At 64.4% G+C, this 21,545-nt stretch carries 18 protein-coding genes; 9 read left to right on the top strand and 9 right to left on the bottom strand.

Annotated elements, in window-relative coordinates; translation table 11 throughout:
- Positions 1 to 208: 208 nt before the first annotated feature.
- Positions 209 to 478 (top strand): hypothetical protein, encoded by a 270-nt coding sequence (locus B0G69_RS40695; RefSeq protein ID WP_147440752.1) that lies wholly within the window; start codon positions 209 to 211, stop codon positions 476 to 478.
- A gap of 343 nt (positions 479 to 821) precedes the next feature.
- Positions 822 to 1,340 carry a hypothetical protein gene (locus tag B0G69_RS21435; protein ID WP_121320799.1) on the top strand — a complete coding sequence of 173 codons (519 nt, stop codon included), beginning with the start codon at positions 822 to 824 and terminating at the stop codon, positions 1,338 to 1,340.
- A gap of 114 nt (positions 1,341 to 1,454) precedes the next feature.
- Here B0G69_RS21435 and B0G69_RS21430 read toward each other — a convergent pair whose 3' ends face one another.
- The 5 genes from B0G69_RS21430 to B0G69_RS21410 all read right to left on the bottom strand — a co-directional run bounded on the left by B0G69_RS21430 (position 1,455) and on the right by B0G69_RS21410 (position 8,355).
- On the bottom strand, positions 1,455 to 2,756 hold the full coding sequence (locus tag B0G69_RS21430; protein WP_121320797.1) for a cytochrome c: 1,302 nt from the start codon (positions 2,754 to 2,756) through the stop codon (positions 1,455 to 1,457).
- 15 nt (positions 2,757 to 2,771) lie between these two features.
- Positions 2,772 to 4,550 carry a GMC family oxidoreductase gene (locus B0G69_RS21425; protein WP_121320795.1) on the bottom strand — a complete coding sequence of 593 codons (1,779 nt, stop codon included), beginning with the start codon at positions 4,548 to 4,550 and terminating at the stop codon, positions 2,772 to 2,774.
- Between the two features lie 5 nt (positions 4,551 to 4,555).
- Positions 4,556 to 5,290 (bottom strand): gluconate 2-dehydrogenase subunit 3 family protein, encoded by a 735-nt coding sequence (locus B0G69_RS21420; protein WP_121320793.1) that lies wholly within the window; start codon positions 5,288 to 5,290, stop codon positions 4,556 to 4,558.
- Between the two features lie 28 nt (positions 5,291 to 5,318).
- Positions 5,319 to 6,869, bottom strand: a complete 1,551-nt coding sequence (locus B0G69_RS21415; protein WP_147440751.1) for a methyl-accepting chemotaxis protein — start codon at positions 6,867 to 6,869, stop codon at positions 5,319 to 5,321.
- Between the two features lie 340 nt (positions 6,870 to 7,209).
- Positions 7,210 to 8,355 carry a branched-chain amino acid ABC transporter substrate-binding protein gene (locus B0G69_RS21410; protein ID WP_121320789.1) on the bottom strand — a complete coding sequence of 382 codons (1,146 nt, stop codon included), beginning with the start codon at positions 8,353 to 8,355 and terminating at the stop codon, positions 7,210 to 7,212.
- A 37-nt stretch (positions 8,356 to 8,392) separates the two neighbouring features.
- Here B0G69_RS21410 and B0G69_RS41455 point away from each other — a divergent pair, with 37 nt between their 5' ends.
- Positions 8,393 to 8,641, top strand: a complete 249-nt coding sequence (locus B0G69_RS41455) for a hypothetical protein (protein WP_199731309.1) — start codon at positions 8,393 to 8,395, stop codon at positions 8,639 to 8,641.
- A gap of 182 nt (positions 8,642 to 8,823) precedes the next feature.
- Here B0G69_RS41455 and B0G69_RS21405 read toward each other — a convergent pair whose 3' ends face one another.
- Positions 8,824 to 9,549, bottom strand: coding sequence for a hypothetical protein (locus tag B0G69_RS21405; RefSeq protein ID WP_121320787.1), 726 nt, complete (start codon positions 9,547 to 9,549; stop codon positions 8,824 to 8,826).
- 517 nt (positions 9,550 to 10,066) lie between these two features.
- On the opposite strand from B0G69_RS21405, the gene B0G69_RS21400 reads away from it, so the two are divergent.
- The 6 genes from B0G69_RS21400 (at position 10,067) to B0G69_RS21375 (ending at position 16,080) form a co-directional block, all read left to right on the top strand.
- On the top strand, positions 10,067 to 11,065 hold the full coding sequence (locus B0G69_RS21400; protein ID WP_241991427.1) for a catalase family peroxidase: 999 nt from the start codon (positions 10,067 to 10,069) through the stop codon (positions 11,063 to 11,065).
- Positions 11,066 to 11,255: 190 nt separating this feature from the next.
- Positions 11,256 to 11,804: an RNA polymerase sigma factor gene (locus tag B0G69_RS21395; RefSeq protein WP_121320782.1), complete on the top strand. Its 549-nt coding sequence runs from the start codon at positions 11,256 to 11,258 to the stop codon at positions 11,802 to 11,804.
- Positions 11,801 to 12,742: an anti-sigma factor gene (locus B0G69_RS21390; protein WP_121320780.1), complete on the top strand. Its 942-nt coding sequence runs from the start codon at positions 11,801 to 11,803 to the stop codon at positions 12,740 to 12,742. Before B0G69_RS21395 ends, B0G69_RS21390 begins: the two co-directional genes overlap by 4 nt.
- Before the next feature lie 129 nt (positions 12,743 to 12,871).
- Positions 12,872 to 13,765: a hypothetical protein gene (locus B0G69_RS21385; RefSeq protein ID WP_121320778.1), complete on the top strand. Its 894-nt coding sequence runs from the start codon at positions 12,872 to 12,874 to the stop codon at positions 13,763 to 13,765.
- Positions 13,762 to 14,643 (top strand): DUF3365 domain-containing protein, encoded by an 882-nt coding sequence (locus B0G69_RS21380; RefSeq protein ID WP_121320776.1) that lies wholly within the window; start codon positions 13,762 to 13,764, stop codon positions 14,641 to 14,643. The genes B0G69_RS21385 and B0G69_RS21380 overlap by 4 nt, the downstream gene beginning before the upstream one ends.
- 6 nt (positions 14,644 to 14,649) lie before the next feature.
- Positions 14,650 to 16,080: a serine/threonine-protein kinase gene (locus tag B0G69_RS21375; RefSeq protein ID WP_121320774.1), complete on the top strand. Its 1,431-nt coding sequence runs from the start codon at positions 14,650 to 14,652 to the stop codon at positions 16,078 to 16,080.
- A 15-nt stretch (positions 16,081 to 16,095) separates the two neighbouring features.
- Here the strand turns inward: B0G69_RS21375 and tagF are convergent, their stop codons facing one another.
- From tagF to tssL, 3 genes are read right to left on the bottom strand one after another with little or no spacing between them, the layout of a single operon-like run.
- Positions 16,096 to 16,707 (bottom strand): type VI secretion system-associated protein TagF, encoded by a 612-nt coding sequence (gene tagF, locus B0G69_RS21370; RefSeq protein ID WP_121320772.1) that lies wholly within the window; start codon positions 16,705 to 16,707, stop codon positions 16,096 to 16,098.
- Entirely contained in the window at positions 16,704 to 20,216 is a 3,513-nt protein-coding gene (gene tssM / locus B0G69_RS21365) for a type VI secretion system membrane subunit TssM (protein WP_121320770.1), read from the bottom strand. The genes tagF and tssM overlap by 4 nt, the downstream gene beginning before the upstream one ends.
- Positions 20,213 to 21,541, bottom strand: coding sequence for a type VI secretion system protein TssL, long form (gene tssL, locus B0G69_RS21360; RefSeq protein ID WP_121320768.1), 1,329 nt, complete (start codon positions 21,539 to 21,541; stop codon positions 20,213 to 20,215). The genes tssM and tssL overlap by 4 nt, the downstream gene beginning before the upstream one ends.
- Between the last annotated feature and the right edge of the window lie 4 nt (positions 21,542 to 21,545).

The raw sequence follows: 21,545 nt of genomic DNA, 5'->3' as shown, positions 1-21,545 counted from the left end.
AACGCGATCCGGTAGCCCTTGGAGACGGCCTCGCCCGACGCCCTTGCAAGCGCACCTCAATAAATAGAACAGATGACTCGGGAACGAAGTCGCATAGAACGGCGGATCGAGCCGATGCTTTTCGCCGCACTCTTCCTTTCCTCATATCGCGATGAAGCGACGCTGATCGATATCGCTCCAATGTCGCGTTCACGAGGCAAGTAAATCGATGGGTGACGAAGTTCGCACCGCGCCGTCTTTTTCAATCTCTTTCGGTCTCTTTCCCCATCTAAAAAAATTATGGCGTGTCGTCGTGCAGACCGCTGGCGCTGCCGCGAATAAAAAATGGCGGCTCCCACCGGAGCCGCCATTTTTCGTTTACCGCATGGGCGCCATACTTCTACCGACCGCCTTCCCGCTCATCCCGAACGGCGGCGCATCGACCGGCGTTCGGTGCGGCGTGGCCCATATCGGGCTCGTGGGGTTGAGTCATTGGTAAGTAAAAGTCCTGATACACAGGCTCTGAAAAAGATGCATGCTTTTCGGCATGGGCCGCGGTTATAGCGTGAAGAACGAGATGGAGAGTTTGGGCCGCACACGAATGCGCAATCCGCGGTTCATCGCGCGGTCGTCTTCAATCGCCGTCGATCCGTGACGGACCTTGCTGCTTCGACGCCGCATCGGACGATTCAAGCCTTCACAATTGCGGTAGCTATACGCGAATGACTGACTACAATGAGTGAATGCAGGCGAAGCTGCAAAGGCGGTCCGTTCGGACTCGCCCGGTTCAGACATAACGGTCGGTAGTGTGGCGTTTCGATTCCTTCATTGGAGGCATGCTCATGACGTGCCTGAACGAAAGGATTGTCGGCGCAATACTTTTTGTGCTGAGCGGATTCGCGTTCGCGGACAGCTTCATCGGCAATGCGCCCGTGGAGATGACGGTGACGAATATCGCGCCGATGCCGATGGAAGTCGGCTCGGCCATTGCAGAGCCGCAACGTTATTTGCAGCACTATGAAATGGAATATCAGCCGAGCCGGGGTGAGCCGTTTTATGCGCAACTCGATCAGTTCTACACTGCGCAGGTGACACACGAATTCCGGAGTGGCGCCGCGAAAACCGGTTCAGGAACGCAGGCGCCAACGCAACCCACGCCGGGCTATCTCCGTATGGGTCCGTCGACGGCGCCGCAACTCTCGCTCATCGATTTACCGAACACGACCTTGACGCTGCGCGCACAACCGCAACGAAGGCTGTCGTTGACTGTCGACCAATGGGTCGTTTCCGCGACTGCGCGGATTGCGATCTTCCATTCACATAGTACGGGCGCGACGGTTTCTGTCCGGCGCGGCTTCTAGTTTCGATTGCTATGAGGAAGTTCCCCGGCGCGCAGCCCGCGAGTGGTGACGCAAAGCGGCGGAGATAAAAAAGGCGGCCCATCGGGCCGCCTCGAAGCAAACAATCGACCGCGATCAGTTCGCCGCTACCCTCGCCCGCACCTTCGCGACCTGGTCAGCGGTCACGGCCGCCCCCTTGTTGCCCCAGCTCGAACGAATGAAGGTCGCAAGCTGCGCGACGTCATCGTCGCCGTAACGCCAGCCGAACGGCGGCATCGCCAGCGGTGACGGCGCCGACGCAGTCGACGGCAAACGCGCGCCGCCCAGAATCACCGCTACCAGCGAGTCCGGATTCGCCTGCGTCACCATCGGGTTGTCGACCAGCGACGGGAACACGCGCGTGGCGCCTTGACCGTTCTGGCGATGACAGGCCGAGCAGCTATCGATGTAGATGCTCGCGCCGCGCCCCGCTGCCTGACCCGCGAGAATCGACTTGAGCGTGGTGTCGTCGGCATGGAACGGCATCGAATCAGCGGACCCACCCAGGCTCTTCAGATACACCGCGATCGCGCCGAGGTCGCCATCGCTCAGGTACTGCGTGCTGTGCTCGACGACTTCGCCCATCGGACCCGACACGGACGAATGCGGATTACGTCCGGTCTTGAGCGACGCGACGATGTCTTCCTTCGACCAGTTCACGAGACCGCCGCCCGCTGCCGAACGCAGGTTGATCGGCGCGGTACGCTCGAGCGAGGAACCGGACAGATAAAGATCGCTCTTGCCGCTCAGATCCTTTTCCTCGAAGCCGACGCCGCGCGGCGTGTGGCACGAACCGCAATGCGCGAGACCCTGCACCAGATACGCGCCGCGATTCCACTCGACATTCTTCGACGTATCCGCGACATAGCGCGAATCGTCATGGAACGCGCGGCTCCAGTACGCGAGCGGCCAACGAATGCTCAGCGGCCAGATCGCATCGGAGGCGTGGTTCGGCTGCGCCGAGGCCGGCACCTGCGTGCTGAAATAGGCATACAGGTCCAGCAGATCGGCGTCCGACACCTTCGCATACGACGTGAACGGCATTGCCGGATAGAGACGTGCGCCATCCTTTCTCACGCCCTGGCGCATCGCCAGCACGAACTGTTCGAATGTATAGCCGCCGGTGCCGTGCTCACGGTCGGAGGTGATATTGGTCGAATAGATCCGGCCGACCGGCGTATCGAACGGCAAGCCGCCCGCAAAAGGCGCGCCGCCCTTCGCCGTATGACACGCGACGCAATCGCCCACGCGCGCCAGATAAGCGCCATGCACGGCGTCGCCCTGCCGCCCCGCGAACGCCGGATCGATCGCAGCGGCGGGCTGCACCGATGCAAACGCCCATAGCGCACCCACGGCCACGACAACGGCGGCCGCCACACCCGTAATGATTTTCCTCATGTTCGTATCGCTCGTTCAGACCTGCACCATGGCGCCGGGGTTCTTCAGATATTGCGAACGGATGTTGCTCGCAGCCCAGTAAGCAAGGCCGCCGACGAGTCCCGTCGGGTTATAGCCAATGCCATGCGCAAACACGTTCGCACCGAGCACGAACAGATTCGGCACGTCCCAGCTTTGCAGGTACTTGTTGACCACGCTCGTCTTCGGATCGGCGCCCATCGTGGTGCCGCCGCTGATGTGCGTGCTCTGATACGCGCGCGTGTCCCAATGGGTGCCGGGCTTCAGAATGCGACCCGAGATCGACTTCGGATTCATCGCACGGCCGATTTCCATCATCTTGCCGGCCACGTATTCCGATGCCTTGAGATCGTTCTCCTGCCAGTCGAGCGTGAGCCGCAGCAGCGGCGAGCCGTACGCATCGCGGTAGTTCGGATCGAGGTCGAGAAAGCAGCTGCGGTAAGCCATGTTGCTGCATTGCGATTCGATGCGGCCGGTGTGCACGAAGTTGTCCTTCACCGCCTGCTTCCATTCGGTGCCCCACTTCGGCGTGCCCTTGGGCAGCGGAATGCCGCGCACCGGACCATTGCCGGTCTGACGGCCCCAGATGATGCCGCCGCCGATGAAACCGAGCTCGCTGTGATCGAAGTTGTCCGCGTTGAATTCCTCGATGGCCTGACCGCCGCCGCCCGCACCCATGAACGGGTTGATGTACGTGTCCTTGTCGAAGAACATGTTGACGCTATTGAGCAACTGATAGCAGAAGTTGCGGCCGACCACGCCTTCGTTGGTATCCGGGTTGAAGGGCTGGCCGATTTTCGAAGTCAGCATCAGGTGCACGTTGTGCAACTGGAACGCGGCGAGAATCACCATCTCGGCGGGCTGCTCGACTTCATTGCCTTGCGCGTCGATATAGGTCACGCCGGTGGCGCGCTTGCCGCTCGCATCCGTATTGACCTTGACGACATGCGAATTGACGCGCAATTCGAAATTCGGCTTGCGCAGCAGCGCGGGAATGATCGCCGTTTGCGGCGATGCCTTCGAATAGTTCAGGCAGCCGTAGTCGCTGCAGAAGCCGCAGAAATTGCACGGGCCGAGCTGGCAGCCGTATTCGTTCGCATACGGTCCTGACGCATTGCCCGCAGGCAGTGCGAACGGCTTGTAGCCGAGACCTTTGGCCGCCGCGGCAAAGAGCTTGCCGGTCGGATGATCCGCAAGCGGGGGCAGCGGGTATTCACCCGAGCGGCGTCCTTCGAACGGATTGCCGCCTTCGACCGGCTTGCCCTCGATATTGCCCGCCTTGCCCGACGTGCCGCACACGCGCTCGAAGCGGTCGAAGCTCGGTTCGAGTTCGTCGTAGGTGATGCCCCAGTCCTGCAGATTCATGCCCTCGGGGATAAACTTCTCGCCGTAACGCTCGGCCACGTGGCTCTTCATGCGCAGTTCGTCCGGCATGACGCGCGACTGCACGCCCGACCAGTGCGCGCCCGCACCACCGACTCCCTCGCCCGGTTTGAACGAACCGATCTGCCGGTACGGCACTGCCGTATCGTTCTTCGTGTGGCGGTTCGTGACCGTGGTCTTGGCCAGGTTCTGCAACAGCGCCTGACGCGCCGAGTATCTGATTTCGTCGACGATCTGCGGATACGCGAAATCCGGCACGGTTTCGCGCGCATCGCCGCGCTCGAGCGCGACCACGTTCAGACCCGCGTTCGCCAGTTCGATCGCCATGATCGAACCCGTCCAGCCGAACCCGACGATTACCGCGTCGACCGGCTTCTTTTTGATGCTTGCCATCTTTCTTATCCTCGCTTGCCGTAGAGGCTCACCGGTGCATACGGATAAGGTTTGGCCTCACCCACGAACTCCAGGTAATCGGCGCGCACGCCGGGGTAGCCGATCATCTTCCATGCAGCCATGTCCTTGTTGCCGCCGTAGGACGGGTCGCAGAAATAGCCTTCGTAGACGTTGTTGAGCAGGAACGAGCTGAAGAACGTCTTCAGCCTGAAGCCCTCGACCGTCAGCTTGCCGGACTCGATCGCCTTGAACATGTCGGTGCGCTGCGCGCCCGTCAGTTCGGCAAAGGTCTTGCCGCTGAAATGCTCGCGGCAATACGCGTTGATCGCGCGAATGCCGAGACGGTACTGTTCCTTCGGCGTGAGTTTCGACTGATAGCCGAATTCCGCCTCCGCGGGCAGGAACGGCCCCTGCATGTACCAGCGCGTCGCGTCGCCGTACGGCGTCTGCATCTGGCGGTCGATGTATTGCGGCACGCCCAGTTCGACGGCACCGGGACCGACGTCGTCTTTCGGAATCAGCACGTCGCAGGCGGCGTTCACGAACGCCCATTCTTCCGGCGTGAAATAGCCGGGGGTGTAGTTTTCCGCGGTGGGTCTATCGGGCGGCGGCATGCCCGGCGCCTGCATCTGCGAGCGGGATTGCACGACGGCGCCGGAGACGCCGACGACCGCTATCGGAGCAATCGCCAGCGAGCCCTTGAGAAAGCTGCGGCGGCTGCGATCGTTGGTAATCGTCATTGTGATGTGTTCTGGGGGTGAAGAAAAATCAAGCGACCTTGAATACGTCGACCACGCCATGCAGACTGCGCGACTGCTCGTTGAGCGCCTGCGCCGCGGCGGTCGCCTGCTCGACGAGCGCCGCGTTCTGCTGGGTGATCGAGTCCATCTGGCTGACTGCCGTATCGACCTGCTCGATGCCGGCGCGCTGCTGTTCGGCGGCGGCCGCGATTTCGTTGACGATGTCGGTAACCTGACGCACGGCGACCAGCACCTCCTGCATGGTGCGGCCCGCGTCCGCGACGAGGTCCGAGCCGACCGTCACCGTCTCCACCGACTCGGAGATCAGGTCCTTGATCTCCTTGGCCGCCGCCGACGAACGTTGCGCGAGACTGCGCACCTCGGAGGCGACCACCGCGAAGCCACGGCCCTGTTCGCCTGCGCGCGCGGCTTCGACCGCCGCGTTCAGCGCGAGAATGTTGGTCTGAAAAGCGATGCCTTCGATGATGCCGGTGATGTCGGCGATCTTGCGCGAGCTCGCATCGATCCCGCCCATCGTGCCGACCACGCGCTCGACCACTGCGTTGCCGCGCGTCGCGACGAGCGACGCGCTGTCGGCAAGCGAACTCGCCGTGCGCGCGCTCTCCGCGTTCTGTTTCACCGTCGCGGTCAACTGGCTCATGCTGGCCGCGGTTTCTTCGAGCGATGCGGCCTGCTCTTCCGTACGCGAGGACAGGTCCATCGTGCCGGACGCGATCTGCGCGGTCGCGGTCGCAATCGATTCGCTGCTGCCGCGCACGGCGCGCACCGTTTTGGCGAGGCTCGCCTGCATTTTCTCGACGCCGCGCAGCAGCGTGCCCATCTCGTCGTCGGCGTGCACGTCGATGCGGCGGCTCAAATCGCCTTGCGCAATCGCGTCGAAATGGTCGAGTGCCTGATTCAGCGGATTCATGATCGCGCGGCGCAGTGCGAACCAGCTCAAACCGGCGGCCAGCACACCGATCACGATCATCACGCTCGACAGCGTGAAGAACGTGCGAAAGCCCGCTTCCGCCGCTTCGTAGTTCTGCTTCGCGTTGCTGTACAACGCCTGCTTGACCTTCTCGTTGGCCGCGTTCATGTCGTTGTAGAGCGCACTCAGCTGCGTCATCGCGATCTTGTCGACCTGCTCGCGATCGTTGGCCTTGATCGCCTCGATGAAGGCGGAGACCGCGCCGCGCATTGCCTTACGGCGCTCGGTCGCCTCGCTGATCAGGCTCGCCTCGTTCTCTTCGTGCGGCTGCTCGACGAACTTCTTCCACCACTCGTCCGATTTCGTGAAAAAGCCGCCGGCACGCTGAATCTGGTCGGCGGTTTTCGGATCGTCCGGATGCAGCGCGACGCGGTCCAGCACGAGGCGCGTGCGGGCAATGTAGATTTCCGCGTTGCCGATATTGGTCGCCGCGGTCAGCTTGTTCTCGTAGGTGTCGCGATTCGCGCGATTGGCCCGGCTGGTGCCGAGCAGACCCAGCACGCCGATCGCCACCATCAGGATCGCGAGGAATCCCATCGTCAGCGCAATGCGCGCCTGCAGCGAAGTCGCCGCCTTACCAGCCTTCATTTTTCTCTCCGAGGACGTCGCCGTGGGCATCACAGCCTTCCATCCTCGTTTACGGCATGTACTTAATTACCTTTAGAACGACGGCGCGATTGTGTGCTTTCTGGGCATTACCTGCAGGCTCGCGCGCATGCAAAGGCATTGGCTCGCGCGTTGCGGCAAGGGAGGGAAGTTCGGGGGAAAGGTACGGCCGCTGGGGCGTGTGCCCGAACAGGCGGCGCTCGGCCTAAGGGTGGAGAGAGCTTGCGAGCCGGATAGCAGCTGCCGCTTCAGAAACGCATCGAGAAGCAAAAAGGGCTTCGATGGCGGGTTACCCATCGAAGCCCCGATCGAGTCTTACCGCTTACATCTTCACTACGTCGACCAGCGTCTTCTTGCCGTCCTTGTAGTCGTACAGCGAGATCACGCCGTGCTGCAGGTCACCCTTCGGATCGAACGTCGTCTGCCCGGTGACGCCCTTGTAGTCGGTGCCCGCGATCTTCGCGAGAACCTTCGACGGGTCGGTCGAGTTCGCGCGCTTCATTGCGTCGACCACGATATACACCGCGTCGTACGTGAACGGCGCGTCGAATTCGATCGGATGGCCGAAGCGCTTCGTGTACTTCGCCGCGAATTGCGCGCCGCCGTCCATGCGCTCGACGGCCATGCCCGCCTGCGAGCACACGACATTGCCGGCTGCCGCGCCGGCCAGCTGCGCGAGGCTTTCGGTACAGACGCCGTCGCCCGACAGCACCTTTGCGCGCACGCCCAGTTGGCGCGCCTGCTTCGCGAACGGACCGCCGGTGGCGTCCATGCCGCCGTACATGATCGCATCCGGATTCTCGCCCTTGATCTTCGCGAGAATCGCGCGGAAGTCGACGGCCTTGTCGTTGGTCGCGTCGTGCGACATGACCTTCAGGCCGAGCGCCTTGGCGGTCTTCTCGAATTCGTTGGCGAGGCCCTGACCGTATGCCGTCGAATCGTCGACGACCGCCACAGTCTTCACGTTCAGGCTCTTCGCCGCGTAGTTTGCGAGCGCCGGACCTTGCTGCGCGTCGGTCGCGACTACACGGTACGTCGTCTTGAAGCCCTGTTGCGTGTAAGCGGGATTCGTCGACGACGGCGAAATCTGCACGATACCCGCATCGCTATAAATCTTCGATGCCGGAATCGATGCGCCCGAGTTCAGGTGGCCGACCACCGCGACGACCTTATCGTCGACCAGCTTTTGTGCAACCTGGGTGGCCTGGCGCGGATCGGCGGCGTCGTCCTGCGCGTCGAGCACCAGCGTGACCTTCTGAGCGTTGATCGTCAGGCCCTTCGCGTTGATTTCCTCGATCGCGAGGCGCGCGCCGTTCTCATTGTCCTTGCCGAGGTGGGCCGAGCCGCCCGTCAGCGGACCGACGTGACCGATCTTGACGGTCTGATCGGCAGATGCCGTGGTAGTCATCGCGGCGAATGCTACGACTGCGGCGCTGATCGGCAGCAGTTTGTGAAACTGGAACGACATTCAAAAATCTCCTCTTTGTTTTCCAAATCAATTGCTTATGACACTATCAACGCTGCTGGATTCATTCCGGCGAATTTGGCGCGAATGCGGCCACGTCGTCGAATTTCAGGTGCAGGACAATAACGTAAAACTGGCGATCGTAAAAGGTTTCGAAGGCATGCGGGCGGGTGGGGAAGCTCTGGAAACCCCTTTGGAACGTAGCACGCATCGAGCGGACGAAAGGATAAGATTTGTAAAAGGCCGCTTTATCCCGATCAATAAATCTTCTTTTGATTCTCGCAAATAAAACGAGGAACATCCATGAAAAAAGAGTGTTTGCCGTAGAACACCGCGTCATAGCTGCTGAACAGTTTGTCCACCGGAAAGTTGCTCGCGAACATGCCGCGGTTCACGCCGAACGCATCGATGTGATCCACCGTAGCGCGGGGCGAGACCGTCCGGCGCTATGGCGAAGCGTCAAGCCGCGCGTTATTTGAACAGAGACTCGGACTCGTCAATCGCTCTATTTCGGCGTCTCCATCGCTCTTCGGCCTGCACAATTTTCTTGCGGCTGTGAAAGTGCGGATTCATCCACCACGGAGCCGAGATTCCTTTGTGTTTATCGCCCTCTGCGCCGATCACCGCGATCTCGTGAAGCGGCACATGAGGACGCGCCGCGGTCCGCTCGTCGCCGAGCACACCGATCGACGCCACCCGCATGATCTTCGGAATCACCGAATTGTGAAACGCGAGCTCGCACTCCGAGCAGCTGGCCCACGCAGCCGGCCGGTACTTCGCCGGCCACGAATTCAGGATCATGTGCTTCAGATCTCCGCCTACGTGCGGGCTGCCGTCGTCGATCACGGTTTGTGTCGTGCCGTTCCTGAGCCTTTCCTGCACCGGTCTCCAGTATTTGAACGCATAGCTTCCGGCGAAAAAACAGTGAACGTCCTGCATCAACGTCAGTTGCACAACGCGGCGGAAATCGTTGCCGTGCGTGCCGGCCTTGCCTCTGTTTTCCAGGGTGAAGAAGCTGTAGCCATCCTCGACGTGGCCGCCCACCATCTGCCGGGTCACCCAATCGGCTTCACGTGTGACGTGCAGAAGACGCGTACCCTTCATCAACACGGCAACCGGCACGTGACGAATGAAGTCGTTCACGTTCCGGCGCTGCAGCGGCTCACTGTCAGCCACCACGCCATTGCGCCTGAGCATGGCCTTTTTCCAGTCGCCGGCAGTGAGGGTGCCATTCACGACGGCGAACCCGCCGGGGGCCGAGTCATTTGAGTCACTGCCGGCAAATGCGCAATGCGTGCAACTGGCGCACTGTTCACCCAGTGTTTTCGTACTGAGCTTTTCAGAAGACACAATCCACGATTTAGTCATTCGCTTAGTAGTTCTGGAGGTTGAAAAAGTCCGGCCGCATTGCGCCGCTTAAGGCGCTATTTATGCGGAGCTGCTCACGTACAACACCCGGTCATGCAGTCTTATTCCTTTTCATTCGGCACTTCGACGCGCGGATCACTCCACTCACGACTGGCACCGCGCGCGAAAGTACGCGCCGTCACGAAAACAGCAACCTGACTATAATTTCTAACGAATTACTCAATAGCTCACCGTGTCAGACACTCCGCAACGACCAGCAGCGACAGACAGCCATGCGCATCGACACGCCGCGTCGCGACGATCGAAACTATGGTTTAGTTATGCGCTCATCGTCGTCACAGTCGGCGTGCTGGGCGGTGTCTTCGCCTATGTGGCCGGCTGGTTTCCGCGCACGGCCTATGGCGCTCAGCCTCGCGCGCAATGGATCGTCGACGCATTCGAAGCGACGACGCGTCCGCATCCGGGATTCCGTCGCAATCACGCGAAGGGCATTTGCGTAACCGGCCATTTCCACAGCAATGGCAATGGCGCAGCGCTTTCCAGAGCCAGCGTATTCGAGGCCGGTACGTACCCTGTTATCGGGCGATTTTCCGCGCCGGGCAGCAACCCTGCACAAGCCGACGCCGAATCGAGCGTGCGCAGCTTCGCGTTGCTATTCAGCTTGCCCGGCGACGAACAGTGGCGCACCGGCATGAATTCCGCGCCCATCTTCGCGGTCGGAACGCCACAAGCCGTATTCGAAGAACTCTCCGCGCGCGCGCTCGACGCAACGGGCCACCCAAATCCCGCACACATGGCGGCCTTTCTGCGCAAACATCCCGAAGCGCAAGCATTCGATGCATGGGTCGCCGCGCATCCGCCGTCGTCGGCATTTTTCAATGCCCCCTATTTCAGTGTCGACGCGTTTCGCTTTGTCGATCACGAGCGCCGCGCCCAGTATGTTCGCTGGCGCGTGGTGCCCGAAACGCCTTATCAGCCGCTCGAAGAACACGAAAGCGATCCGGACTTCCTCGCGCACGGCCTCGTCAAGCGGCTGGAACAAGGTCCGTTGCGCTGGCATTTGATGATCTCCGTGGCGAAGCCCGGCGATCCTGTCGACGACGCGACCCGGCAATGGCCCGCGCAACGCGATCGCGACAGCATCGATGCGGGAACGCTCGTGATCGATCATGCGCAGTCGCAGATCGACGGCCCGTGCCGCGACATCAATTTCGACCCGCTAGTGTTGCCACAAGGCATCGAAGCGTCGAACGATCCGCTGCTGCCTGCGCGTTCGTCCGCGTATGCCGTGTCGTTCGAGCGTCGCACGAGGGAAGAAGCACGCTTCGGCGCAGCGCGCAATTGACGCGCTCGGGCCGCGCGACACAGTCCGCACGGCAGCGCCGGAGCCGGCGCGGACGTCCTAGGCACAAACCGCCGATCGCGGATAAACTGGCTTCTTTTCGGCCCGCGCCGACACGTAGCGACACGCAGACTGTCATCCGCCTCGAGACATCACCGACCAGCTACGCGACTCATCAAGGGGACGAATGTCGATGACTGGAGCAGAATTAGGCAGCATGCTTCCAGGCATGCTGCCACGACTTTGGGCGTTCGCTCTGCGCATTTCGGGCGACCGGCATGACGCGGAAGATCTGGTTCAGCGCGCCTGCGTGCGCGCGCTGGAACGCGCGCATCAATTGCAGCCCGGCACCGCGCCGCTGAGCTGGATGTTCTCGATCGTCCAGTCGACGTGGATCAACGAATTGCGCGCGCGCAACGTTCGCAGCCGCTCGGGCATGGATTGGGACGACGACTTTCTCGAGACTGCGCCCGACCCCAACGCACGAACACCGGAGCAGCACGCGATGGACGGCCAGATCATCAGCGCGGTGCAGCGGTTGCCCGAGGCGCAGCGAGTCGTTATGCTTCTCGTAGGCGTCGAAGGGCTCAGCTATAACGAAGCAGCCGAAGCACTGGACGTGCCGATCGGTACGATCATGAGCCGGCTTTCGCGGGCGCGCCAGGCCATCGGCGCACTGTTCGGCGGTCAGAATGAAAAGCGTCAAAGAGCTGCATCGAATGTTAAGGACCCGGGGCGATGAAAATAGACGACATCCTGCTCTTGGCATATGTCGATGGCGAACTGACGCCGGGCGAGCGGCTGGAAGTCGAGAAAGCGATCGAGGCATCGGCTGATATCGCCGAGCGCGTCGAGCTGCTCGAAGCGTCCAGGCTGCCTTATCAGCAGGCGTACGCGCGGCAAAAACTGCCGCCGGTTCCCGACAGCCTCACGCAGAAAATCGCTGAACTCACGCGAACCTATTCGGCGCCGGAAGGTGTCGCGATACATGCTGCCGCAACCGCGGCCGGCGCCAACGATCCGATCGCCGCCGAGGCGCAGACTCCCACATCGCGTTCCGCGCCGGTGCGCTCCAGAATGCGCGTCGCCGCGCCTTGGCTCGCGGTCGCTTTCGTCGCCGGCGCATTTTGCTCGGGCATCGTATTGCGCGTCGCCCCGAGTGCGATACCGGGCGCGGCCGGGCCTGCCGGTTCGCAGGTCGCCGCCAACGGCGTGTCTCCATGGGTGCGCGCCGCCGCCGGCTATCAGCAACTGTATTCGCGCGACACCGTCGCGCTCGGCGCGCCCCCCGCCGATGTATCGGCGCGCATCGTCGCGGACATCCGCACTCAGGACGGACTCGAACTGCGTGTGCCCGATCTGAGCGCCATGGGACTCACGTTCAAACGCGTGCAGCGTCTGCGCTTTAACGACAAGCCGCTGGTCCAGATCGTCTATTTGCCGAAAGAAGGGCCGCCGGTCGCACTGTGCGTGATGAAGGACGCCAAACCCGACGCCGGCCTCGCGCAACAGCGCGTCGAACGGATGGATGTCGTGACGTGGCGACAGGCCGAGCTCAGCTATGCGCTGATCGCGGAACCGGGCGCCGCGGATCTGCACGCAATCGGCAAGCAGATTGCCGGAAGCGGTGTGGGCGCGATGTTCAGTCAGAACAGCACGATGTTGCAGCCCATCACCTGATGCGTTTGCCGTCGATGGAATAAAGAGGGAGCGCTGGATGTTGTATCGAAGGTGCGGCGTCATTGCCGCGATCTTCGATCGGCAAACCAGCGCATGACTTCAGCCTCTTCCGTCACTCACCGACAATCCGTGCTTTCGCGGCTCGCCGCATGCGGCGTCCTGCTGGCAGCGCTGATTCCGCTCGACGCGCGCGCCGGCTGGACCGTCACCGAAGCCGACAGGCCGTATCGCGTGATCCACGCGACCAGCGTCGATACGGCGAGCGGCGCGGGTAATCGGCTGGCAGACGGCGACATCGTCGAGAGCGCGCCGCAGGGCGCGCTACAGATGCAGGACGACGCCGGCAATATCCTCGCGCTCGGCCCTGACACGCGAGCCCTTCTCGGCCCGGCCGAGCGCGTCTCGCTGCTCGACGGCTGGATCAAGCTCTCGCGTCTCTGCGCGAACTCATCGTGCTCGCAACCGGTGGTGGAAACCACGCACGTCGGCGCAGCACCGGACGACGGTTCGGCAATCATCATCACCGCATCGAACGCCCGCGCGGGCGACGCGGCCGTATTCGTCGAAACCGGTGGAACGGCGCTCACGGTGCGCATCGACGGCAAGCATGCGCCGCTTCGCCCGCGGTTGTCCGGTGGCCAGTTCGCCTCGTTGAGCGCCGCCGCGCCGCCCGTCGTCACCACGCGACTGCCGCCCGATTTTCTCGCCGGCATGCCGGTGTCCTTCCGCGAAGCGCTGCGCCCGCTTCAGGTCAAACTCGACACTCACGCCGTGCGGCCCGACACGCCACAGGCCACGCCCGTCAGCTACGACGACGTAGCGGCATGGCTCACCAGCGCGCTGCCCGCCCGCTACCGGCCCGACACGCGCTTTGCAACCCGCTTTCGCACGCGGCTCGCCGACCCGGCGTTCCGTCACGCCATCGACAGCCACCTTGGCGTGCTGCCCGAGTGGCGCACGCTGCTTGATGCGCCATCGTCCCCTGCTCGCAGCCGGCCACGCGCCGCACTCCGATTCCCATGAAACTCTCCCTCGCTCTGAAGTTCAACCTGGTGTTCGTCGGCATCTTCACCGTCGGGCTCATCGCGGCCGGCGTGATCGCGCAGCGCGTGCTGCAGCGTGAAGCGCTCGACCAGACGCGTCATGACGCAAACGTGATGATCAGCGCGGCGGGATCGATGCAGCATTACACCGCCGCGCACATCACACCGCTGCTCGCCACGCAGATCAAATACAGCTTTGTGCCGGAGTCGATCCCTGCCTTTTCCGCGATCGAGATGCTGAACCAGTTGCAAAAGGAATTTCCGAACTTCTCGTACAGGTCGACGATGCTGAACCCGACCAATCCACGCGACCGCCCGACCGATTGGGAGACCGACGTCATTCGCCATCTGCATGACCAGCCTGCACTGAAGGAGCTGACCGGACAACGCGACGGCACCGACGGCCGCACGCTGTTTCTCGCGCGCCCCACGCGCATTACCGACGCGTCGTGCATGGCGTGCCACAGCACGCCGTCCGCCGCGCCGCGCACGGTGCTGGACAAGTACGGCCCGGCGAACGGCTTCGGCTGGACCATGAACGAGGTGATCGGCGCGGAGTTCGTGTCGGTGCCGATGACCCAGCCGATCGAGCGTGCCCGCGTGTTGTGGCGCACCTTCATGGGATCGCTGGCCGCGGTCTTCGCGGCGGTGCTGATCGTGATGAACGTGATGGTTCACCTGCTGGTCACGCGGCGGATCGCGACGCTATCGCGCGCCGCCGACGCGATCAGTCTCGGCAAGCTGGACGATGCCACTGCGCTGCCGACCGGCTCGGACGAAATCGCGTCGCTGGCGGTGTCGTTCGGACGCATGCGCACGAGCCTCACCGAAGCGTTCAGAATTCTCGACGAAGCGTAGCGCACGATGCGCGATGCCACCCCGAACCACGGCGTGCACGCCGCCACGTTTCCCGCCTGCATCGGCCGATACCGGATCGAGCTCGTGCTGGGCCGTGGCGCGATGGGCGTCGTCTATCTTGCGTTCGATCCGAAGATCGAGCGCAACGTCGCGCTGAAAACGATCCGCCACGACCTGCTGCACGACGCGAGCGGCGAGCGCCCGACGGACGATCCGCGCCAGCGCTTTCTGAACGAAGCGCGCGCAGCGGGACGTCTGATTCATCCGCACATCGTGCAGGTGTACGACTTCGACGAAACCGGCGACACCACGTTCTTCACAATGGAATACGTCGCCGGCGAAACTCTCGCCGCACGGCTCGGCGCCATCCGGCCGACGCAACGCATGCCGCCCGCGCGTGCGCTCGGATGGTTCGTGCAACTGCTCGACGCGCTGGATTACGCGCATGGCGCGGGCGTCGTGCATCGCGACATCAAGCCCGCCAATCTGATGATTACGGAGCGCGGCGCATGCAAGGTCACCGACTTCGGCATCGCGCGAATCGGCGCATCGGATCTGACGCAGGCGGGCATGCTGATCGGCACGCCGAGTTACATGTCGCCCGAGCAGTTCACCGGCGAGCCGCTCGATGCGCGCGCCGATCTCTTTTCGGCTGCCGTCGTGCTCTACGAAATGCTGACCGGCGTTTGCCCGTTCAACGGCGCGCCAAGCGTGGTCATGCAGCAGATCCTCAACGTGACGCCTGCCGTGCCGTCGACGCTTGCGCCGGACCTGCCCACGTCGCTCGATGCGATGTTGGGCAAAGCGCTGGAGAAACGTCCCGGCGAGCGCTTTCAGTCCGCCGCCGAGTGGCGCGCGAGCCTGCTCGCGATATTGAGCGCGATGGGTGCCTCGGGCACACCCGGCGTGGAAGATCCGACCAGCGACGACAGTCTCGCCGAGCGCACCGTGATCGCGGGTGCGAGTCAACCGGCCGTGCTCGAACCGCCCGCGACGGATTCGACACCGCGGTTCGCGCCGCACGCCATCGCGCAACTGGAAAGCCGGCTCGCGAGCCAGGTCGGCCCCGTAGCGACGCTGCTGATGCGGCGCGCGACAGCCGATGCGCCCGACGTCGCGACGCTGCGCGAGCGCCTGGCGCGTCACTTTCCGGACGATGCGGCGCGGCGCGACTTCGACGCGCTGCTGGCGCAGCTAGGGCCGCTGCGGCACGCTGAGCGGCCAGCGCCCGAGCTCATCCCCGACCAGGGGCTCGATGCGGCGTTGCTGCGGGAGGCGACGCACAAGCTCGCGGCTTATCTCGGGCCCATCGCGAAGATCATCGTGGCGCGCGCCGCAGCCGGCGCCATCGACACGCCGACATTCCACGCGAGACTCGTCGAGGCCATTCCGGATGCGGCGCGGCGCGACGCGCTGCGCCGCGATCTCGGTCTTTGACGGGCACCGGCCCGGCTAGTCATCCGCGTGGCCGTCGAGAAGCCGCAGGAATAACGCGGTATCGAGCGGACCGTCGTGACGATGCCGAACCAGCGGCCCGCGCTCGCCCGCCGTCACACGATGCCACCACAGGCTATCGGCGTCGCCCGCTGACGGCAGACTCGCCGTCGCCGCGTGCGCTTCATGCGTGGGTAACCCAGCAAGCGCGGCCTCGAACGCCGTCAGCGAAAAGCCCGTTTTCAGCGACGACAGCGCAAGCCGCGCAGCCGCTTCGTGCCACGCCGCACCCGGCGCGTCGTCGTCGCGCGGCGGCTCATCCGCGCCCGTCATGGCGCGGGCAATCGCAAACGGAAAATAGCGGCCCACCGCATCGATGCCCGGCATCATCACACCCGCATATCCGTACCGGCCGGCGACGCCTGGCCGCACCGAGAAATGCCATAGCGGCATCGCGAGATAGCTGTCGAGCCATGCGTCGCCGAAGCGTTCACGCGTTTTCAGCATGCCGGCTTGCAGCCATCGGTCCCATTGCGCAACGAATTCCGGTGCGAGCCCCTGGCCGACAAAATCGCCGTGCGTGCGGACCTTGCCGTAGAAGCCCGTCTTACGAATGCGGCACGGCCTCATAGTTGCGCCGGACAGCGAAAGCGGTCCAAGAGTCCCGCACGGAACGGGTTGTTCACGCTGCTCGCGGCCACGGCCAACGTCACGCGGCCCGCATCGAACGACACCTTGAAACGATCCGCCTGACCGTCCTGCGCGATACGTGCGCCGTCGAGCAAACGGAACAGTGCCCACGCGCCGTCGGCGTGCAAGGGCAATGTTTGCGGCGGATCGAATTCGACGTGCGCCTCGCCCGTGCCTTTGCCGCTTGGCCACTGGAAAGCCGCGGCGGCCCCAGGCGACTCGCGCGTCGCCACCAGCTGCTGGCCGTCGATGTCGAGCACGAAACGCTTCACCGCGGGATCGAGGCTCGCCACCTTCGCGCTGAAGCGGACCGATACGTCGCGGCCGCCATCGCGGAACAACGCATCGCGAATTGCGGCGGCGTCCTGGAACTGCGCGAGCACGTCGTCGCCGATGCCGAGCGAGCGCGCCTCGGGACGCCAGCGCCAGGTCGCGCCCGACATATCGACCCGGCTTTGCAGGTTCTTCTGGAAAAAATCGTCGATCAGACCACCGGGCGCGAGAATCCGGCTGAAGTCGTCGGGCGCGGCATCGCGAGTGGAGGTCCGCACGAGCGGATAACGGCCGTCGAGCGCCTGCCGGCACACCGGCGCGACACTCGCCGCCCACAGCGCGCGAAGCTGCGCACGCTGGCTTTGCAGCTGCACGGTATCGGCATTGGCGGCGACGCCCTGCAACACCGACGCAAGCGGCGCGGGCGCGCCCTGCGACAACAGCTTCAACCGGTCCAGCGGCGCGGTGGACGGCAACGGCAACGACTGCCGGCGCGCGGAGTCTTCCGCCTGCAAGGTCGCGGCGGCGTCCTTGAGCGCGGCGATCGATTCGTCGATCGGCGCGGCGCCCGGCTTGCCCGCGAGGTCGTGCAAGGGCTGGAAATGCGTGTCCATCGACGTGGTCTTGCCTGCGTCGGGCACCGCGAAAGTGGTTTCGCGCGCCGCCGCCTGCACCAGCGCGCGCAATGGCGAATTCGGCGAGCCCAGCAGATTGGCGACGCGCGCGCCCGCTTCCGGCGCGTTGAACGGCACCACGTTCACATCGTCGAGCAAAGCGTCCCATTGGCGGATGCCTTCCTCGTAGTACAGACGCGTGAGCGCCGTGCGCAATGCGTCGACGCCGCCCGCATCCAGCTTCGCGTCGCTGCGGCCGAGCACCCAGTCGTCTTTCGACAGATTCGCGAGCGCTACTTCGCGCAGCCGCTGAAATGCCGCGAAACCGGCTCGCGTATACGCACCGTCGACACCTTGCGTGAGCGGCGCACCGCTCCTGCGCACGAACACCAGCAAGCCACTCGGGCCGGCCGCTTTGGCCACCGCGAAATCGGCGAGGCGCAACTGCGCAAGCTGCTGGCGGATGCGGCCGTCCAGGCGCTGCGCCAGCGGAACGCGCGCGAGCGCCGCGCGGCTTTGCGCGATCAGGTTCTGGTCCAGCGGCAAACCGGAATCGAACTGGCCGGCCTGAAACAGCGCATCGAGATGCTGCTCGATCGCCGCGCGCTGCGCGTCGGTGGCGCTGCGCAGCGTGCCGTGCTGCCAGTCGCGCAGCGCCCACGTGACGATCGCGCCAGCATCGAAATGCGACGGGTCGCCGAGCATCAGATACGCGCGCAGCACCTCGTACTGCCCCACGGCATTGCTCGCATCGCCACGGCGTAGCGCTTCCTCCATCCGCTGTACGACGATCGGCAGCAGCGTCTGGCGCAACAGACGTTGATAGACACGCTCCGCTTCGAGGCCGAGCTTCTCGCGTTGATCGAAGCGCAAGTTCGACCACCACGGCGCGCCATGCGCGGCGCGGTCGGCCGCGCCGCCGGGCAACGCGCGCGCCGCATCGAGAACGGGCAGCACGGCGAGCGGGTCGTCGCCGGACGCGATCTGCCGAACCTGCGCTTGCAGCGCGGCGATCTGCTCGCGGCTCGCGTCGACGAAGCGGCGATTCGCGCGGTCGCCGATGAAGAGCGCCACGAGGCCGGCGATCAGCAGCGCGATCACGAGGCCGATCGCCACCCGCTGAAAACGCGCGCGCCAACGCTCGACGCGCAGATTGCTGCCCGCGATGCCCGCTTCCGCGAAGATCACGTCGTGCAGCAGACGCTTGACGAAATACGCCCGCCCGCTCGACGAATCCGCGAGCAGGACCTCGCGGCGCAGGCCGAGCGCCGCTGCCATCGAACTCATCATCCGGTCGAGCGGACGGCCGCTCTGCGTGCCGCTCGTGAAGTAGACGCCGCGCAATAGCGGCGTGCGAGCGAAGCGCGACGCGCCGAACACGTCGCCGAGAAAACGCTGCAACGAGGTTTCAATGCCGGCGAACTGCTGCGGAAACGCGTAGATCAACGCACGGCGCCGCACGTCGGTCTCCTGCTGCATGCGCTGCACGACGCGCGCCTGGAGTTGCCGATGCAGCAGGTGGAACTCGTCGGGGAAACGTTGCAATGGCGCGGCATCGGCGGCGTCGTGCGAGGTGGCGTCGTCGGCGGGCGGCGCATACGGGAACGTCATGCCCCAGACCTGTTCGCGCTCGTCGCGGCCGAGGTCGTCGAAGAATTCGGAGAATCCGGACAGCAGGTCGCTTTTGGTCACCACGACGTACACCGGGAAGCGCATGCCCAGTTGCCTGTCGAGTTCGGCCAGCCGCTCGCGCACGGCGGCCGCTTGCGTGGCGCGCTGGGCGTCCGTCTGCTGCAGCAGATCGGCGGCGGAGACGACCACCATCACGCCGTTCAACGGCCGGCGCGGCCGGGACTTGCGCAACAACGCGAGGAACCCGAGCCATGCGCCGCGATCGGCGTCGCGATGACTGTCCTGCGTCGTGAAGCGGCCGGCGGTGTCGAGCAGTACCGCGTCGTCGGTGAACCACCAGTCGCAATGTCGCGTGCCGCCGACCCCGCCGATCGCTTCGGCGCCGAGCCGTTCGGCGAGCGGAAAGCGCAGCCCCGACTGGGTCAGCGCGGTCGTCTTGCCGGCGCCCGGCGCGCCGACGAACAGGTACCAGGGCAAGTCGTACAACGCATGACCGCGCGCGCCGATCCAGGACGTCAGACGCGCTTTCATGCCGCCGCTTCGCATGCCGTCCGTGCCGCGCACGCCGTTCGCGTGATGGCGCAACGTCGACAACGCGGCCTCGAAGCGCTCGCGCAGCACGGCGAGGTCGGCGTCGGCGGCTTTTTGCGCGTCGCTGCGCTCGCGGTTCGCGGGGTCCGCGGCATTGGCGATCAGATTGCGCACGAAGTTCGACTGCGCGATCCGCACCTTCGCAGCGCGCACGCCCCAATAGATCGCCCAGCCCGCGATCAGCAGCGCGATGGCGATCCGGCGGCCCGTCACATTGCCGAGCGGCACATGTGCGCCCACCGCGACCAGCGGTCCTTCGAACCACAGCACGACAGAAAGCGCGAGCACGCCGGCCAGCGATACGACGATGGGTTTCCGTAACAACGCTAACCACTTCATGACGCAGCTCCCGGCGCAAGAATCACAATGGCGACGCGGCGGTTCTTCGCGCGGCCCGCCGCGGTGTCGTTAGAAGCAAGCGGCTCGGTGTCGCCGCGCCCTTCCGCACTCAGACGCCCGGACGAACCCAACCGCTGTGCGATCAATTCGCGCACCGTATCGGCGCGCGCCTGCGACAGCGCCACATTGGAAGGAAAGCGCGCCGACAGAATTCGTTGGTTATCCGTATGACCGACTACGACGACGTTGCCCGGCTTGTCGCGCAACGCGTCGCCGATTCGCTGCATGAGCGGCACGAAATGCGGATCGAGATCGGCGCTGCCGGAGGCGAACAGTTGCGTGCCACCCGCCGTGTTGTCGATGGTGACCGTGGTTCGGTCCGCCGACTCGCTCACCGACACGAGCCCCTGAGCGATCTCGGGCGCGAGGAATCCGGACAGCGACGCGGCGAGACCCGGCTGTGCATGCACCTTGTTCGCGAGCACCGGCGCGGGCGCCACACGAATCGAGCGCATCGATGCAAAGACCGGGTCAGAGAAATCGTTGATGCGCAGGTTCAGGATCAGACTGGTTGCGACCAGCACGAGCGCGGCCAACGCGCCGGCCACCCACAGCGGCACGAGTTGGAACAGACGCTTGCTGGCCTGCACGGCCGGCTGCCAATGCGGCGACAGGCCGCGTTCGACGGGCGGCCTTTGCGCGCGGATCAACTCCGCGAGTCTTTCGCGGATCGCGTCGAGTTGCGACTTGCCGTTCTCGACCAGCCGGTAGCGTCCGTCGAAACCGAGCGCCAGCATCACGTAGATCAATTCGAGCAGATCGAGATCGGCGGCCGGCGTCTGCGCGACGCGCTGAAGGATCGCGAAGAGCCGCTCGCCGCCCGACGCTTCGTTATGAAACGTGACCAGCAAACTGCGCTGTCCCCACACGCCCGCGCCCCATGGCGTCGCGGCGATCGCTTCGTCGATGAAGGTGCACAGGCAGTAACGTGCGGGGCCGAGTTGCGCATCGGGCACGCCGAACGCGCGGCCATTCGTCTCGAACGTGCGCATCATGTCGATCAGTTGCGTGCGCAGCGCGTCGAGATCCGCATGGCTGGTCAGGCGCCGCAACGGCAGGGCCAACTCCAGCAGCGGATTGGCGGCGCGCAGCAGCGGGTTGAGGCCCGGCGACGCGGCATCGAGCGGCGCGAGCGGTGGTGCCGACGCCTGCGCGCGACGTTCGCGCTCCGTGTTGAGCCGGCGGCCTGGCGTCGGCATCATGATCGTGCACGCGGCGTCGAGAAAGTCCGGAGCGTCGGACGCCGGGTTGGTGTCGTGGGTCATCGCC

This window comes from Paraburkholderia sp. RAU2J (assembly GCF_003634845.1).
Lineage (GTDB): Bacteria > Pseudomonadota > Gammaproteobacteria > Burkholderiales > Burkholderiaceae > Paraburkholderia > Paraburkholderia fynbosensis.
This window is presented reverse-complemented; position numbering and strand designations above follow the sequence as displayed.